Source organism: Leptospira langatensis, assembly GCF_004770615.1.
GTDB lineage: Bacteria > Spirochaetota > Leptospiria > Leptospirales > Leptospiraceae > Leptospira_B > Leptospira_B langatensis.
Map to the genome: position 1 here is coordinate 378,348 of NZ_RQER01000006.1, position 17,173 is coordinate 395,520.

Sequence of the window (17,173 nt, forward strand, 5' to 3'; positions counted from 1 at the left end):
AAAAAGAGAATACCCTAAGTCCCGAATAGGATCTATTCTATTTTTATAAATAATAAAAAAATTAAAAACAATTGGGAGAGAGTAAGGCTTTTGTCCCTAAATTTTGAGACCAGGACTTAGGATAGAGCAAAAAGAATTCCTTGTTGGTTCCCGGATTCATTACCCAAGGATCTTTTTCATTCCAAAACTCTAAATTAGTAGTGAACAAAGGATTAGAGATCACTTTTGAAACGTTTGTTTCTCCGGAACTCGCCAGATTCAAAGCCTTCTCTATGTGCTGTATTCCTTCGCATTTTCCTTCTTTTGCACAAGCCGCAAGTACACCTACTATAAAGACTGTAGTTAGCGTTAATACTCCCGCATTATATAAATTCTTTATGTTCCCTTTCCAATTCAGACAGGAAATATTCTTCGGATAATTTTCCCAGGCTTCCGGACGAAAAGGTTCTCCTTCATGCTCGAATTCCAGACTGGACAATTGCAAAACTTCACGAACAGAGTTATTGTTCCGGATCCTTACAAATACAAGGTAGTAATTAGAGGAAAGCCTGAGAAGAATCGACCGATCATCCTGTACGAGAAAATTGGAAAGGACTGCATCCGACCAATCCGCTTCCGTATCCAGGACCTCTACGGAGATATTCAACTTCGTCTCTTTGTTCGGAGCGATCTTTTTCTTCAAAACCACTCGAGTTGGTAATTCGTTCGCAGCTTTATGAGCCGAAAAATTTCTCTCGCTCTTATCTGCAGTCATGCATTCCAAAATCGTAAAACCAACTGCAATATATAGAAAGTACTTCAAAATTCGCATCGGAACATTCTTAAGGGATGCTTTCTCAAATTCAACGATAGTCTAAAAAGCAAAGGCAATTTTTCGGATTTTTTCCTTCTCCAATTGTCGCAGGAAGTCCTACAAAAAAACTGGCATTTCGGCGTCGATTTCCGGACTAAGAATCAGAGATTCGCCCTCACTCCGCTTGACGGAGATCTGACCCAAATTCTATTATGTCCCTTGGTATGGAAGACTTCGCCCACCTTCATCTCCACACAACATACTCCATGCTCGACGGGGCGATCCGCATTAAAGAGCTAATGCAACATGTGAAGGAATCCGGAATGAGTTCCGTTGCTATGACGGACCACGGAAACATGTTTGGTGCCATAGAGTTTTATAACGAAGCAGTTAAAGCCGGGATAAAACCTATTATCGGATGCGAATTTTACGTTTCTCCCAACAGAAAGGCAGAAACCGAAGTAGTCAAGATCGCAGACGGAAACGCATATCATCTCATCCTGCTCGCAAAGAACGAAGTAGGTTACAAAAATTTAATAAAGCTCGCGAGCAAATCCTATACGGAAGGCTTTTACAAGAAGGCCCGTATCGACTACGACCTATTGGATCGGCATAGCGATGGCTTGGTCTGTTTGACTGCATGTCTTGCCGGGGAAGTAAACAGAAAGATCCTAGAAGGAAAGGAGCCTGAATCCTTCCAACTTGCTGGAAAACTGAACGAGATCTTTAACAAAGAGGACTTCTATCTAGAGATCCAAAACCACGGTATTCCGGAACAGGAGATCGTGGCCAAGGGGGTCTATGATCTCGCTCAAAAGACCGGGATCAAACTAGTCGTAACGAACGACTCTCACTTCTTAAAGAAAGACGATAAGGAAGCTCAGGATATTCTTCTTCGTATCGGAATGAGAAAAACCATCGAAGACGAAATGGAATTCGGCTTTAACCAGCACTTCTATGTAAAGTCCCCTGCGGAGATGAAGCTTCTTTTCCCGGAACTTCCTCAGGCATATTATTCCACCCTGGAGATCAGAGACAAAATCGATCTGAAATTGAAATTCGGAAATCATCTTCTACCTGAGTTCACCGTACCGCAAGGATTCGATGAATACGGCTTTATGGAAACGCTAGTTTGGGAAGGGATTTCCCAACGTTATCCGGAAGTAACTTCCGAGATCAAAGAGAGAGTGCAGTTCGAATTGAACACGATCAAGAACATGCACTTCGCGGGTTACTTCTTGATCGTCCAAGACTATATCAATTTTGCCAAGAAAACCGGGATCCCTGTGGGCCCAGGTAGAGGTTCCGCTGCCGGTTCGATCGTTGCCTATGCATTAGGAATTACGAATGTAGAACCTCTTCAGTTCAATCTACTCTTTGAGAGATTCCTGAACCCGGATAGAAAGGACATGCCCGATATCGATACCGACTTCTGCGTGGAACGCCGAGAAGAAGTGATCAATTATATCCGGCACAAGTACGGCGAAGATCGGGTCGGTCAGATCATTACCTTCGGTTCCCTGGGAGCAAAGGCAGCTCTCAAGGACGTGGCAAGGGTCATGAACCTTCCGTTCGAAGAATCCAATCGGCTCACTAGCTATTGTCCAAGCAAACCGGGGATCACCATCGACGAAGCTCTTGCGATGTCGGGAGATTTGAAACAGGCTAGCGAGAAAGACGATCTGAACAAGAAGATCTTTGCGATTGCAAAACGTTTAGAAGGGAACTATAGACAGCCTGGTCGTCACGCAGCCGGAGTTGTGATCTCTCCTTTTCCTTTGGATGAGGTCGTACCTCTTTCCACAGTTGCAGAGAAGGATAAGCCAGGCGTTCGGTCCATAGTAACCCAGTATGAAAAGAATAATCTAGAATCCGTCGGCTTGATCAAGATGGATATCCTAGGTCTCAAGAACTTAACCACTCTGAACTATGCGGTAAATCTGGTTCGAGAAAGACGCAAGATCGAATTAGATTTAGATAAAATACCTTTGGATGACGCAAATACGTATGCGTTACTCAGAAAAGCAAACACTCTCGGTATCTTCCAGTTAGAATCCACAGGGATCACCGATCTTGTGGCTCGAAGCCAAGTCTCGAACTTCGACGAGATCGTGGCCTTGATCGCTCTCTATCGTCCCGGTCCAATGGAATCGGGGATGTTGGAAGAATATTTGGAACGCAAGAGCGGTAAGAAGCCTGTAACTTACCCCCATTCTTCTTGCGAAGTCATCTTAAAAGAAACCTTCGGACTTACCGTCTACCAAGAGCAGGTGATGAGTATCTCCAGAGTCGTGGGCGGATTCACCATGGGTGAATCTGACATGCTCCGTAAAGCAATGGCCAAAAAGAAGAAGGAACTCATGGATCCTCTTCGTGTTAAGTTCGTTGAAGGGGCTCAGGCCCAAGGCCATGCTAAGAAATTCTCCGAAGATCTTTTCGATCAGTTGGAAAAATTCGGTGGGTATGGATTCAATAAATCCCACTCGGTAGCGTACGCATTAGTTACCTATCAAACCGCTTACATGAAGGCAAATTTTCCTACCGAGTACATGGCTGCATTGCTCGCAGGAGATCATTCCAAAACTACGGATATCGTAAAGTATATCAATAACGCCCGCGAAATGGGGATCAATGTACTTACCCCGGATGTGAACGAATCCGATGTATCCTTCTCCGTGATCGACGATCACACCATCCGATTCGGGATTTCCGCAATGAAGGGAGTGGGAGAAGGTGCTGCAGAAAATATTATCGCAGCTAGAAAGTCCCTGGGCGGATTCAAAGATATCACTGAGTTCATGATCCATATAGATACTCGGATCCTGAACAAAAAGATCTTAGAAGCTCTCGTCCAAGGTGGGGCCTTGGACTCCTTTGGCTTCACACGAAAATGCCTCTTCGAGTCCATGGACAGTCTCGTTTCCTTTGCCCAGAAAGAGCAGGAAAGAACGAAAGAAGGACAATTCTCCTTATTCGGCGACGCAAGCGCTTCCTACGAATTCAAACTTCCTAAAAACGCAGACGAATGGGAATTAGAAGATAAGCTTCGTAGAGAGAAAGCCTTCACCGGGATCTATCTCTCCGGTCACCCTTTGGACAAATACAAAGGCCATTTAAAAAGCTTAAACTCGGTTCCTATCGAGACCTTGGATAATATCAAGGCAGGAACCAAAGTAGAGATCGCAGGAGTATTAACTTCTCTTAAAATAAAATTCACCAAGAAGAAAGAAGAATTCGTAAACTTCAAATTAGAAGATAGAACAGGCGAAATTGAATGCGTAGCCTTTCCGAAGGTCTATCAGAAGTTCAAAGATATCCTAAAAGAAGACCAGGCCGTATTCCTAAAAGGAGATCTGGATCGGATCGAAGCAGGAGAGTCGGAGCTCAGAGGACAGATCAAAGTCAATAGTTTCGAGATCCTCAACGAGACCACCATCGAAGACAAGATGGAAAAGGCTCTTCATATCCGACTCGAAGACCGACACAAAAAAATGCCGGATATCATAGGCCAGCTTCACACACTACTGGCCGCTTACCAAGGAAACTCAAACGTATACTTCCATATTATCTCCGGCAACGAGGAGAAGAAGGTAATCCGCGCTCATAACCATTATTCTATCCAACCCAATCCGGAACTGATGAATCGTTTGGTAACTTTATTGGGAGAAGGAAGCGTCTTCGAAAGCTTCGGGGATAATGTCCGGGTTTATAAATCCAACGGAACCAAACAAGCAGTTCAGATCTAACGGATCCGAGTCACGTAAAACGTAAATGTTTTCTCGGAAAGGTTTTGGCGAAAGTCCCAGGCTAAAACCTTGATCGTATTCTCACCATTACGAAAATCTAAATTACCAAGTAAATATTGATCCTTGTAATACAGATCGTTGAACGGGAATCCTTCCGAATTCTTCCATTCTCCCTTTTCATAATGTAAATTGGAGAAGCTCGCCTTTTTCAATAATTGGCCGTTCAGGGAAACTTGGATCTGCGCCACTCCCCTTCTTTGGCCGGATTTTTTGCCTGCATCCTGGATACCGACTGTAACCGGGAAGGGTCTGGAGATATTGATATTATCCCCATCATTGATCTGGCTGAATTTGCTTTCGTCCTGATGGACCAAAAGATTTCCGATCGCAGGAGGAGTCTCATCCTCGACCGGCGCTAAGACCTTCATCGGGTCTTGGATCGTCTTTCCGAAATCCTTTAGTAAAACAAAATGTAGGTGCGCACCGCTAGAGTGGCCTGTGTTTCCAGTATAAGCGATCTTTTCGCCTGCCGCGACCAAACGCTCGTCTAACAAACCCGGGAGCCGACCGTCTTTCAGGTGGTAATAAGAGGAATAAATCCCATTTCCATGATCCAACCAGACCGAATTCCCTGTTCCGAATTCTTCCCCGAACGGATCGTCTTCGCCAAACCGCGAATAAAGGATCTTACCTTCTGCCATTGCCAAAACAGCTTCTCCGGAGGAGGCAATATCCATTCCATTATGAAAATGGTCCCCGCGAGATTCGCCGAAAACGGAACTAACTTTGTTCTCGATTCCGTCGGTTTTCACCGGGAAAAGAAAATTTATTACTTTATCGTTTTGTGCAAAGGTGCTTAGATGGAACGCGGCCAAGATAATTCCGAGATATATAATACGTCTCATATCGCTTGGCCCCCTGGTGCAAGGTTACATAAAGAATGAATTTGTCAAAGGATAAAACCCTCGACCTGGTTACCCGCTGCGGGGAAGGAGACGAGGCCGCACTCAAATTATTCTTCGAGTCCTATTCCGAAGATATATACAACTTCCCGATGAAAATTTTTCATCTCAGCGAAGACGATGCTGGCGACTTCTTCTTGTACGCTTTTGAAAGATTGAAAACAGGAGCGAGATTCTCCAGTTTCAAGGGAAAATCCAGCTTCCGCACTTGGTTCTATTCCGTCTTACGTAATATGCTCATTGATTGGCAAAGGACCAAGAGAGAGCTCAAGATCACCAATTTAGGCAAGATCAATAAAGAAGGAAAAGAATACGCCACTATCGAGGACGAGCCGGATCTAAGACCCGATTTGGTGGAAGAAGCTCAGGAACTCACAAAACATTTCCATCAGGTTTTGGGAGAGATCGGCGTAGAGAAACGAGTTATTTTCAAATTATCTTATATTTACTATCTCAACTTGGACGAAGAAGAGATCCAATTCTTGGTGAGCAAAACGAATCTCACCCTAGACGATATAAAGAAGAAGATCCTGGAACTCAGATCCGAACTTTCCAAGAGAGAAGAGGAAAATATTCGCATGGAGGACAAGATCACGTCCCTCTATCTGAATATTTTGGAACTGAAAGAAAAGCAGACTGCTACCGTCAAAAAGGCTCCAATCCTCCCTCAAGAGATAGATAAAACCTCGCAGGCATTAAAAAAGAAATACGAACAGAGAAAGAAACTGCTAGAAAAGCGCAAGAAAGGCCATTTCCTAGCCCGAACCCCCTATCGAGAGGTTGCAGATCTATTGGGGATCACGGAAGGGAATGTCAGCGTTACTTTGTTACGTCTGATCGAAAAAATACAAAAAAAACTCAAATTCTCGGAATTGTCTGAGTAGAAAGAATCGTCATAAAAGCTATTGGAGCGTCGCACTCAAATGGAATCCAACCGCGAACAGAACTCGGTGCCAGAAATCATCCAATCTCTCTTTGAGGGAAAGGCGGACGTATTGTCCAGCCTGGATAAAAACACCGAACTACAGAATGAACTCATTCAAATGGAGGAAGCCCTCCAGGCGAGTTTAAAAGCTGCAGGAGAATCCTATTTCGAATCGGCATCCCGCCAGCACCAATTCCAATCTTTCCAAGAGGAATTGGACCTCAATAAGGCCGAACTGAATGAGGGCTGGCAGGTAAAACCGTTTCCTGAATATCTAAAAAGATACGTAGAAATTGAACTGTCCCGTAAGGCACAGGGCAAAGAATCTATCGTTGTCAAATTAGGAAAATCCGGAGCTCAGCTTTTCGGAAGTCTGATCGAAAGCTTACAGATCAATACTCGTGTGGACTACGCCCCTGCTATGCGTTCCGCAGTGGCAAAAGCGCCTTCCGCATCCGAGTTTATCGTTTTCGAAGAGAAAGTAGATAAAGACTGCAAATTCACTTACCAAGTCGTACAAGAAACCGATGAAACCGCTTACTTAAGTGTCAAAATCGAATGTCCTAGACCGGAAGATTTCCAAAGGGTAAATCTTTCTAAGGACGGAAGATTCATCCTTTCCAACCAATTCAATTCCGAAGGGATCACGAATTTCTCCGGCCTGAGAGAAGGAAAGTACACAGTCGAGTTTCAGGGAAAAGACTTGTCTAAATCCATCGACCTCTTTATCCTTTTGGATTAAGGGCGAGCTAACAGGTTTCCTCTATCGGATTTTATGTCCGATCGGAGGAAAACATTTAGGCGCAGTTTTCGATCCAAATGCTGAACCTAATTATAGACAGAGTCGGTGCGGTAAACGTATTCAACGTATTGGACAGCTCGGGTAGCGGATCCGAGTCACACCTTCAGTCCACCATGGACGAGGATCTCATCCTCGAGTATATTAAGGAAATCGAAAACTTAGTCCGCGTTTCCGTAGCAATCCATCAGAAATCCGTTCAAACACCTACACTAGAAACCGACATACTTCACGATCTAAAGATCTTGGGAGAGACATTCTACGACCAGTTCTTTCCGAGTGCCATCCAAGAGAAGCTAAGGCTCACCACCGAGAAGTTCCTGCATTTCAATATAGATCCTAAACTGGGAGTGATCCCTTGGGAGCTCCTACACGACGGAACCTGCTTCCTTTCGGATAAATTCTTTATCGGTAAGACTGTAAGGGGGGAGGCTAATAGCGCAGCATTCAAAGAAAAAGAAAAGCTAAGAATGCTCATTATCGCAGACCCGACAGAAGATCTAGAATGGGCCCAGAAAGAAGGGGAACAGCTCTTTAGAGTATTGAGTGAGAAGGTACCAAGTTCTCGCTTAGAGATCGAGTTCATAGGCGGACGCCAAGTTACCAAACTCAAACTTCTCTCCTTGATCAAAGGAAAGAATATCATCCATTATTCCGGACATCTGTATTTCTCAGACGATCCTCTAGAAAATGGATGGCTGATCTCCGAAGGAAAGATCCTAAAAGCAAGAGAGATCAAAAACTCCGGATTCAATACGGACATGGTCTTTTCGAACTCTTGCCAATCGAACAAGAGTACGACTCGAAACCTGAATTCGGATCTGATGAATAATTTCGCCGGATCCTTTTTGATGTCGGGGATCAAAAGTTTTATCGGGACCAATTGGGAGATCGCGGACAACCAGAACACGATCGATTTCACGATCCAATTCTATACGAATTTATTCGCGGACAAGAGCATTGGAGAATCTCTCTATCTCGCAAAAGAACATGCGAGAAGGAACTATGATCCAAGCGATCTGACTTGGACGAATTATAGTCTGCATGGGCAACCTATCATTCGAGTCGTGTCCGATCCTTCCAAAGGAAAACCGGTCCATAAGATCATTAACCCTTCTTTAATATTCAAATTCTATCCTAGCGCAATTGCATCTTCTTATTATCAATTCACCGAAAGACAAAAAGAAGAATCCCTAACTTCCTTTCAATTAATGGAATGTTTGATCCGGTCCTTCGAAGAGTTCTCCAAGATACTCGGAGGGATCCTGTTCAGTGATCACCAAAACCATTCTTTAGGAAAATACATCCCGAATAATCCGGACGACGCTTACAATATCGAAAGATGGTGGGAACTGATCTTTCAATGCCTTCATGACTTCAGAAAATTAGAGATCACTCCCGTGGTTACCGATCTCGCAGAGATCCTTTTTGCAAACAAGGATACGATCCAAAAAATGATCCAATGGATGGATCTCTATTCCAAGGGACAGATCCAGCCTGAATCCGCAGACGGCTATCTGATCACCTTCCAATATTATTATGAAAATCTTCTTACTGAGTTAGAGGAATTAGAAAGGATCAGCATCTTCTTAGTGTCCACGAACTCGAATACGCATCTATTCTTTCGCGGACTGAAGCCTGAGTCTTCCTTAGTGGCTGCTCCAATGATCAAACAGGACTTTATCGGAGAGCAAATTGAGAAGTACAGAGGCAAGGTAATCGTATTCCACGAAGACAGATTACAGATCTTCCCTCTCAATTGCAGTATCGTCGAAAACCCTGAAACCAAAGATCTTGAGTTGGCCTTTTTAGGATTCCTATCCAGCAAACCGGGAAATCTGCCTCACGGCGGTATTTGAGTGGGCCTCTGCCAACCTTCCGCAAATGTTCCGTTCTCCTGCGGAGCCTGCTGCGGACTTTTTAATCTAGAACTTCCTCCGGACAAACTCCGAAACGTTTTGAAAGAAAGGACTGAGACCTTTCAACAAACTGTAGACTTCGGGAAGCCCTACACAATGGCCGAGTTTAGAAAGGTCAGAGAAGATGCGGAGAAAGACTTCGCAAAGAAAGATCCACTCACCTACAATTGCCCTTTCTTAGGAATGCTTTCGGAGGAAATTACTTCGTCTTCTGAGACCAAAGTAAGAAGTAGGATCGGTTGTATGATCCATCCGGTGTATTCCGGAGATGCTCGTAGTCAGAATTATTCCTTTTACGGAGCTTCCATCTGCCAGGCTTACGATTGTAGAAATAAGGAGAGAAGTCTCACAGAAGAATGGGAAGAGATCTTTTCCGAGTTCGCAGACGATTCCTTTTCATACTCTGCACTCGCTTCCGATTATAGGACCATAGATCTGTTAGAAGGTTATTTGGCCGAAAAAGGATTCGATCCTTCTTCTTGGTTTACCACTTACAAGGAGAAGATTAGAGAGATACTGAATATTAAGTTCCAAAAAGCGATCTCTCTTTGGAATACTTCCTTCGAGCTAGAAATGGAAAGTCCTCCACCCTTGCCTTATAAAGATCGATTAGCTAAATGGCTGGGCCTGGAATCGGACGATCCCAGGCTTTAATTAGATTAGAAGAATAATAATCTAAGAAATGCAGATCTCTCGGATCGCAGGAAAGGATTAGCCCGCAGATCCGTTGGAATTTTTCTTTCCGATATCTTTTTTAACTTCTTCTACTTTGGAATTTACTTGGCCGGCTAGACCTTCAACAGAGCGTAACGCGTCTTCGATGTACTTACGAAGATTATTAGCTACTTCACTTTGGTCTTGGGAACCTTTTGCGGAGAGCTCTTTAAATTCTTTTTCCACTTTCAAAAGAATGCTATCGGCTTGTTCTCTCAGAGTCTTTGCGGCTCCGATCGCGAAATTCAATGCCTCTTTGATTTCCTTTTCCATGCTTCTGTTTCCTTTATTTATATATTAATTATTTATGCGGCGCACAACGCTTTGTCAAGAACTTACGATCTACGAAGGCATAAAAAAGGAGTAAGAGAAAAATTCTCCTACTCCTTTTGAAATTGGGTCCCGGCTTAATTAACCGAGCTGAGGTCCGAAAGCGGTGAAATCGTAATCTTTGGAACCTTCGGCATATTTCTTGAAGTTCTCAATGAACATACCTGCAAGTCTCTTAGAAGACTCATCGTAAGCAGCTTTGTCAGCCCAAGCCTCGCGAGGATCCAGAATGGAGCTATCCACACCTTCTACAGTTTTAGGATATTCTACTTGGAAAACTGGATGTTTCACGAACTGGGACTTATCGATGTTTCCGTTCATGATCTCGTCGATGATCTTACGAGTAGAAGGAAGATTCATTCTCTTACCTACTCCGTATGCTCCACCTACGAGTCCGGTGTTCATCAGATACGCGCGAACGTTATGCTTGCGCATCTTCTCTCCCAAGAGTTTAGCATAAACGGTTGGGTGAAGGGTCATGAACGCAGCACCGAAACAAGCGGAGAAAGTAGCGGTAGGCTCTTTAACTCCTCTTTCAGTTCCTGCAACTTTTGCGGTATAACCGGAAAGGAAGTGATACATCGCTTGCTCGATAGACAAACGAGAAACTGGAGGAAGAACTCCGAATGCATCGTAAGTCAAAAAGATGATCACTTTAGGATGACCGCCTTTGGAAGGAACTTGGATGTTTTTGATGTGGTAGATAGGATAAGAGACGCGGGTGTTTTCGGTTTTGGCTGCAGAGCTGTAGTCGACCACCTTTGTCTTTTCGTCGTAAACCACGTTCTCGAGAAGTGCATCTCTCTTAATGGCTTCGAAGATCTCAGGCTCGGTCTTAGGATCCAGGTTGATCACCTTAGCGTAGCAACCGCCTTCGATATTGAAGATACCGTTATCGTCCCAACCATGCTCATCGTCTCCGATCAGTTTACGGTTCGGGTCGGTGGAAAGAGTTGTCTTTCCTGTTCCGGAAAGTCCGAAGAAAAGAGCGGTGTCGCCGTCTTTATTTCCGACATTCGCAGAGCAGTGCATAGAAACGATCCCTTGCAGCGGTAATTTATAGTTCATTACCGAGAAGATCCCTTTCTTCATTTCTCCGCCGTATTCAGTTCCACCGATGATGCAAAGTTTTTTGCCAAGGTGGAAGATCACGAATACGTCCGAGTTCAGACCATGTTCTTTGTATTTCTCGTTCTTAACGCCACAAGCGTTGATGATTGTGAACTCAGGAAGAAGGTTCGCCAATTCATCTTTAGTAGGACGAATGAACATGTTCGTACAGAAATGGTGCTGCCATGCTTTCTCGGAAACGACTCTCAGACCGATCCTGGTTTCAGGGTTCGCTCCTGCGTATCCGTCGAAAACATAGAGTTTCTTACCGCTAAGGTAATTTACACATTTCTCATAAAGCTCATCGAAGACTTGCTCCGAAGCTTTGAAATTGATATGAGACCACCAAATATTTTTGTTAGAAGTAGGTTCATCTACGAAATATTTATCTTTGGGGGAACGACCGGTGAAAATCCCGGTATCAACCATCATAGTTCCGTTAGAAGAAAGCACCGTTTCTCCGTTATTCTTCTCGTGTTCGAAAATTTCGTCGTATGAAAGGTTATGGAAGACTTCGGAGGGCTCGATTCCGAGCTCCTTCAGTCCCTTCACTTGCGTCTGGGCCTGCATTTGGCTCTCCTTATTGAGATCGTATTTCGATTTTTTTTTGCTTCAGGATACCGTCAATTCGGAACCGGGTCGGACTTAGAAGCAAGCCGTAAATCCAACCCGTATTTTGTCTCTTTAAGGCTAATTGCCTCGCAGATTATTGCTGCTGTTGCTGATCTTGAAAATCCTTGCGGTTCCCGAAATCGTCCCCTCTATCGCCCCTATCTTGGTAGTTTCCGCGATTTTGGTTCTTATTTTGGAAATCCTTGCGATTTCCGCGATCCTCTCCGCCTCTTTCTTGGCGATCATAGCGATTGCGATCGTCTCTGTCCCCACCCTTGTTGCCACGGTTCTCTTTTTCATTGCTGCGGTCTCCTTTATCGGAGCCACCACCGTTCCCGTTAGCCTTGGTAAAGATCATCTTACCGGCAGCAGTTTGGATAATGGAAGTAACAGTGACCTTAACTTCTTTGCCGACGAGATGTCCGCCGTTCTCGATCACCACCATGGTTCCGTCTTCTAAGTAACCGATACCTTGGTTTTCGTCCTTACCTTCTTTGATGACTTGGATCCCCAATTCTTCACCGGGAAGCACCACTGGTTTCAGGGCGTTTGCAAGAGTGTTCAGGTTTAACACCTTCACTCCTTGGAGTTCAGCGACCTTGTTCAAATTGAAATCGTTGGTAACGATCTTGCCACCGGTGTCCCTAGCGAGCTTGATCAGTTTCGCGTCCACTTCTCTTGTGTCGGAATAGTCTTTATAAGTGATCTTTACTTCGATAGAGCCTTTTCTTTGGAGCTTATTCAGCATCTCCAAACCTCTGCGGCCCCGAGCCCTCTTGATCGGATCGGAAGAATCGCTGATCAATTGAATCTCTCTCAACACGAAGTTAGGAAGAATGAGAGGCCCATCGATAAAGTGTGTATCAGCAATATCTAATATTCTTCCGTCGATAACCACGGAAGTATCCAGGATCTTATCTCTGACTTCATCCTTATTGATGGAAGCGACTCCAAACGGATCGACTAAAGAGGTAGGACCTCCACCGCCGCCTCCGAAAACGGAAAGACCGGGTTCTTTCGCAAAGGATTTTCCGGCACGTGCGCCGAAAAGCCCTAAGATCAAATACAATGCTAGGTTCAATTCTTCAAAACGGATCACGGTTCCTAAAAACCAAGCGACTCCGAAACCGATCAGGGTACCAACTCCCACGCAGAAAATAACGTCTCCGCGGAGTTTAGGAAATAGTTTATTTTCACCGAACAAAAGTACGAGAGAAATTACGAGTACAAGCCCCGCACTAGAGCCTGCAAATACTAGCTCCTGAGTTTGTTTCTGCGTTACAAAGAACGACACCGAGGAGAGTACGACGGCCGTTAAGCCTTTATAGAAATATGCCATAACTCAAATCCTTCGAATATAGATTCGAGTTTTAGCGGAATTATTCTTCGTCTATATCTACTGTTGCTACGGGGATTCTCTCTCCCGGAGCGAATGTACTAGCTAAAACATCTGAAACAAGGTTTCCAGCTTCTTCTTGAGAAACACCTTTGCTTAGGGCGACTTCCATCTTAACTAGATTGTACGCACTTTCGTACAATTTACGTTCCATGATGGACAGTTCTTTACCGTTTGCCCTACGGAATAAATTCCTGCACACATCCGCCACTTCGAAGATCGAACCGGACTTGATTTTGTTCAGATTATTTTGGTATCTGATCTTCCAGTCCTCTTCCGTATCGATCTCATCCTTTTTGAGCAGATTGATGACTTTCTTAATGTCCTTCTTGTCGATAATAGGTCGTATACCAACCTGTTTTGCCTTATCGACTGGGATCATAACCTTCATCTTGCTACCCTGGATTTCCATTACGTAGCACTCTTTTTTCTTTCCCAGGATAACCTTTTTAGCGATTTCGGTGATTTCACCTACTCCGTGGATCGGATAGACGACGTAGTCACCTACGCCATGATCGTAGCCAGATTGTTTCTTTTTGCCAGCCAATTAGTATTAAGACTTCCGTTAAAACTCTGCCCAAAAATATAGCAAATTTTGGGGCAAAGTCAAGGAAAAAATGATTTTGGTTCTCTGAGCCAAAAGACTCTTAGAAAATCTTAGAATTGAAGCTTATGCACCGCAGTGCGATGGAAAATCGGATCGTTTAAAGGACGAATTAAATCCATTGCTTTCATGGCTTCTTCTTTGCCATAAAAGTAACCGACGTACAATTCCCCTTGCTTGGAGCGGAAAAATCTTCCCTGGAACTCCGGTCTTGCTCTTAGCAATTTCTTTCCAATCTCCATGGCCTCAACCGAGTCTTCGGTCGGGATCGAGAGGAAATAATTTTCCTTATCGGAACGAGCTGGGAATTTCAAACCGTTCGATGGAGCGGGAGAGTTTACATTGGATACGGAAACATTCTCCGAAGAGCTCGATTGGTTCGAAACGGAAGAATTTTCCGAAGAAGAATTCTCTCTCTCTTCTACGGACTGCTCCACCTTCTGAGAGGATTTTCCGGCATTATAAAAAGACTGGGTTTCGTTCTGAGCGAATGCCTGCTCCTTCTGATCCAAGCGCAAACCTACAACAACGCCTCCGGTAAAAATGGAGATGGCCCCGACTAAGACCAGAAAGATGGAACGAGAACTTGGAAAAGAACGAATAGGGGAAGAAGTTCCCCGAACATGCTGGATGGTCTGCACAGTAGGAAAGGACTCTCCCGAACGAGGGGCCTGGCCTCGATTCCCGGTTTGTTTGAGTCTTCTAGAATAATCTATGTTTTGCATGCATCTACCGGCGCCTAAAGGAATAGGCTCTCTTATTCAATATCGGTAGATGAGAAGATCCGCCCCGGTTTTTTTAAGCGAAAACGGAACGAAACCGGCGAAATCAAAAGAAAAAGCCGAAACGAATGTTTCGGCTTTCCAACGAAGCGAAGAATATTCCCCGCTTTCTGTTTATCTGAACTTATCCTACCAAATAAAGTAGAGGGAAAAGATAGATCCAGATCAAGTCGACTACGTGCCAGAATAGACCCACACCTTCGACAGGAGTGTAGTATTCGGGACCTACTTTATTTCGGATCACTTTCAAAAGTACCCAAAAGATCAAGAAGGCTCCGGCCAGAACGTGCAAACCGTGGATACCGGACATTACGAAGTAGAATCCGAAGAACAAAGGCCAGTTCTTGGTATTGTTCAAAAGAGTCAGGTGTTCATATTCGGTCTCGTCCAAATGCAGTTTATGCTCTCTCTCTTCTACACTAAGTTTAGAAGCTTCTGCAAGAAGAGCACCTACTTTGGTGATTTTCTCACCGGAAGGACTGAGTTCTTCTTCGTATGCATATTTGCCTGGAACAGTTCCTACGTGGAATTTGTGAGTGTACTCGAAGTATTTCACAACCATGAAGATCCCAGCACAAGCGATCGTCACTGCTAATGCGATGATCGCCTTGCTTCGGAGTCCTCTTTGCACATAGTTAATTCCCAAAGCCATGGTAAAGGAACTAAAGAGAAGAACGACTGTGTTCAAGGCTCCCAGAGTAACGGAAAGTTGCTTACTTCCCGCATGGAAGACTTGAGGATACAGTGAATGGTAGATTGAATATCCTACGAACAATCCGCCGAACATCAGGATCTCAGTTACTAAGAATAACCAAATCCCTTGTTTAGAAGATTCGTATTGGTGTTCCGCGCTATCAAAGTGATGAGCGTGGTGGAAACCACCCGCGTGATTAGCGGTACTCATATGGCCCTCCGGTCAGTACTGGGGTCTTTTCAAAGTTTTCATGTGGAGGAGGAGAAGGAATCGTCCACTCGAGGGTTTTTCCTCCGAACGGATTCATACCTGCTTCTTTTCCTTTTAGAAGAGCAAGGATCACTCCAAAGAGCCCGACCAAGAATCCGGTCCCAATCAACCAGGATCCGAAAGTGGACATTTGGTTCAGCTCGGTAAATGTAGGAAGATAATCGTAGTATCTACGAGGCATTCCCATATTTCCCAGGATGAATTGTGGGAAGAAGGTTACGTTAAATCCTGAGAAGATAAAGACCCAGGAAATTCTTCCGATCGTATCATTGTAAAGCTTACCGGTAACTTTAGGGAACCAGTAGATCAAGGCTCCCATAAGAGCCATCAAGGTTCCTCCAACCATCACATAATGGAAGTGCGCAACTACGAAGTATGTATCGTGGAAGTGAACGTCCATACCGGTAGAAGCCAGATACACTCCAGTCAAACCGCCGATGGTGAAAAGGAACATGAATCCGAGTGCGAATAGCATCGGAGAATCCATACGAATGCTTCCCTTATACATGGTAGCGATCCAGTTGAACAACTTGATCGCAGTAGGAACCCCTACAAGCATCGTGATGAAAGAGAATAGGATCCCTGCGAACTCGGATTGTCCGGACACGAACATATGGTGTCCCCAAACCAAGAAGGAAACTCCCGCGATTGCCAAGGAAGAGTAAGCGATTGCGGTGTAACCGAAGATCGTCTTACGAGAGAAGGTGGCAACCAACTCGGAGATCACACCCATTGCTGGAAGGATCATGATATAAACCGCAGGGTGAGAATAGAACCAGAAGAAGTGCTGGAACAGAACCGGGTCCCCGCCCAATTGAGGATCAAAGATACCGACTCCCAGAGTCTTCTCCGCAATCAAAAGAAGCAGAGTGATCGCAAGTACCGGAGTTGCCAGAACCTGTAAGATCGCTGTGGAATAGAGCGCCCAAACCATAAGAGGGATCCTGTTCATGGTCATTCCAGGAGCACGCAATTTGTGAGTGGTAACGATGAAGTTCAGACCGGTCAGGATCGAAGAGAATCCAATGATGAATACTCCCAGAACCATCGGGATCACACCCAATCCAGTTTTAATGGAAGAATAAGGAGTGTAGAATGTCCAACCGGTATCTACGTTTTGCATGAACAGAGTGGAACCGGTGATCGCAGCTCCGATCATCAGCATGTACCAGCTCATTAGGTTCAATCTTGGGAAGGCGACGTCTTTTGCTCCGATCATGATCGGTAGAACGAAGTTTCCAAAAATTGCAGGAATTCCCGGAACGATCACCATGAACACCATAATGGCTCCATGGTAGGTCATCATTCTATTGTAAACGTCTGCGGAGAAAAGGGTTTTCCCCGGTGTGAATAATTCGGCGCGAACCAAAAGTGCAAAGACCCCTCCTAAAAAGAAGAAGCTCATGATTGCGACAAAGTACATGATCCCGATACGCTTATGATCTAAAGTCGTAAGCCAGGACCAAATCCCCTTTTGGTGATTCAGGTAATTATGTTGATCGTGGGCCATTGTCCGT

At 44.6% G+C, this 17,173-nt stretch carries 14 protein-coding genes; 5 read left to right on the forward strand and 9 right to left on the reverse strand.

Going from position 1 to position 17,173, the window contains the following annotated elements; translation table 11 throughout:
- Nucleotides 1-61 precede the first annotated feature (61 nt).
- Nucleotides 62-811: a hypothetical protein gene (locus EHO57_RS11075; protein WP_135644768.1), complete on the reverse strand. Its 750-nt coding sequence runs from the start codon at nt 809-811 to the stop codon at nt 62-64.
- A 206-nt stretch (nt 812-1,017) separates the two neighbouring features.
- Between EHO57_RS11075 and dnaE the strand changes: the two genes are divergently transcribed.
- Nucleotides 1,018-4,539, forward strand: coding sequence for a DNA polymerase III subunit alpha (gene dnaE, locus EHO57_RS11080; RefSeq protein ID WP_210410025.1), 3,522 nt, complete (start codon nt 1,018-1,020; stop codon nt 4,537-4,539).
- Here the strand turns inward: dnaE and EHO57_RS11085 are convergent.
- A complete protein-coding gene (locus EHO57_RS11085; protein ID WP_167882268.1) occupies nt 4,536-5,444 on the reverse strand; it encodes a M23 family metallopeptidase in 909 nt (302 codons plus the stop codon). The two genes, dnaE and EHO57_RS11085, sit on opposite strands and share 4 nt — an antisense overlap.
- 35 nt (nt 5,445-5,479) lie before the next feature.
- Between EHO57_RS11085 and EHO57_RS11090 the strand changes: the two genes are divergently transcribed.
- From EHO57_RS11090 to EHO57_RS11105, 4 genes are all read left to right on the forward strand, one after another.
- The gene (locus EHO57_RS11090; protein WP_135644765.1) at nt 5,480-6,385 is read left to right on the forward strand and encodes an RNA polymerase sigma factor; all 906 of its coding nucleotides are present in this window, start codon (nt 5,480-5,482) and stop codon (nt 6,383-6,385) included.
- A 39-nt stretch (nt 6,386-6,424) separates the two neighbouring features.
- Nucleotides 6,425-7,168: a hypothetical protein gene (locus EHO57_RS11095; protein WP_135644763.1), complete on the forward strand. Its 744-nt coding sequence runs from the start codon at nt 6,425-6,427 to the stop codon at nt 7,166-7,168.
- A gap of 77 nt (nt 7,169-7,245) precedes the next feature.
- The gene (locus EHO57_RS11100) at nt 7,246-9,084 is read left to right on the forward strand and encodes a CHAT domain-containing protein (protein ID WP_135644761.1); all 1,839 of its coding nucleotides are present in this window, start codon (nt 7,246-7,248) and stop codon (nt 9,082-9,084) included.
- On the forward strand, nt 9,085-9,798 hold the full coding sequence (locus EHO57_RS11105) for a hypothetical protein (RefSeq protein ID WP_135644759.1): 714 nt from the start codon (nt 9,085-9,087) through the stop codon (nt 9,796-9,798). It abuts the gene before it with no gap.
- A 57-nt stretch (nt 9,799-9,855) separates the two neighbouring features.
- Here EHO57_RS11105 and EHO57_RS11110 read toward each other — a convergent pair whose 3' ends face one another.
- The 7 genes from EHO57_RS11110 to ctaD all read right to left on the reverse strand — a co-directional run bounded on the left by EHO57_RS11110 (nt 9,856) and on the right by ctaD (nt 17,166).
- Complete coding sequence (locus EHO57_RS11110) at nt 9,856-10,131, reverse strand: phasin-related domain-containing protein (protein WP_135644756.1); 276 nt, start codon at nt 10,129-10,131, stop codon at nt 9,856-9,858.
- A gap of 138 nt (nt 10,132-10,269) precedes the next feature.
- Entirely contained in the window at nt 10,270-11,868 is a 1,599-nt protein-coding gene (gene pckA, locus EHO57_RS11115; protein ID WP_135644754.1) for a phosphoenolpyruvate carboxykinase (ATP), read from the reverse strand.
- A 136-nt stretch (nt 11,869-12,004) separates the two neighbouring features.
- Nucleotides 12,005-13,249: a PIN/TRAM domain-containing protein gene (locus EHO57_RS11120; RefSeq protein ID WP_135644752.1), complete on the reverse strand. Its 1,245-nt coding sequence runs from the start codon at nt 13,247-13,249 to the stop codon at nt 12,005-12,007.
- A gap of 40 nt (nt 13,250-13,289) precedes the next feature.
- Nucleotides 13,290-13,853, reverse strand: a complete 564-nt coding sequence (locus EHO57_RS11125) for a CarD family transcriptional regulator (RefSeq protein WP_135644751.1) — start codon at nt 13,851-13,853, stop codon at nt 13,290-13,292.
- Between the two features lie 110 nt (nt 13,854-13,963).
- Nucleotides 13,964-14,635 carry a hypothetical protein gene (locus EHO57_RS11130; RefSeq protein ID WP_135644749.1) on the reverse strand — a complete coding sequence of 224 codons (672 nt, stop codon included), beginning with the start codon at nt 14,633-14,635 and terminating at the stop codon, nt 13,964-13,966.
- Nucleotides 14,636-14,816: 181 nt separating this feature from the next.
- Entirely contained in the window at nt 14,817-15,596 is a 780-nt protein-coding gene (locus EHO57_RS11135) for a cytochrome c oxidase subunit 3 family protein (protein WP_135644747.1), read from the reverse strand.
- A complete protein-coding gene (gene ctaD, locus EHO57_RS11140) occupies nt 15,583-17,166 on the reverse strand; it encodes a cytochrome c oxidase subunit I (protein WP_135644745.1) in 1,584 nt (527 codons plus the stop codon). Before ctaD ends, EHO57_RS11135 begins: the two co-directional genes overlap by 14 nt.
- Nucleotides 17,167-17,173 lie beyond the last annotated feature (7 nt).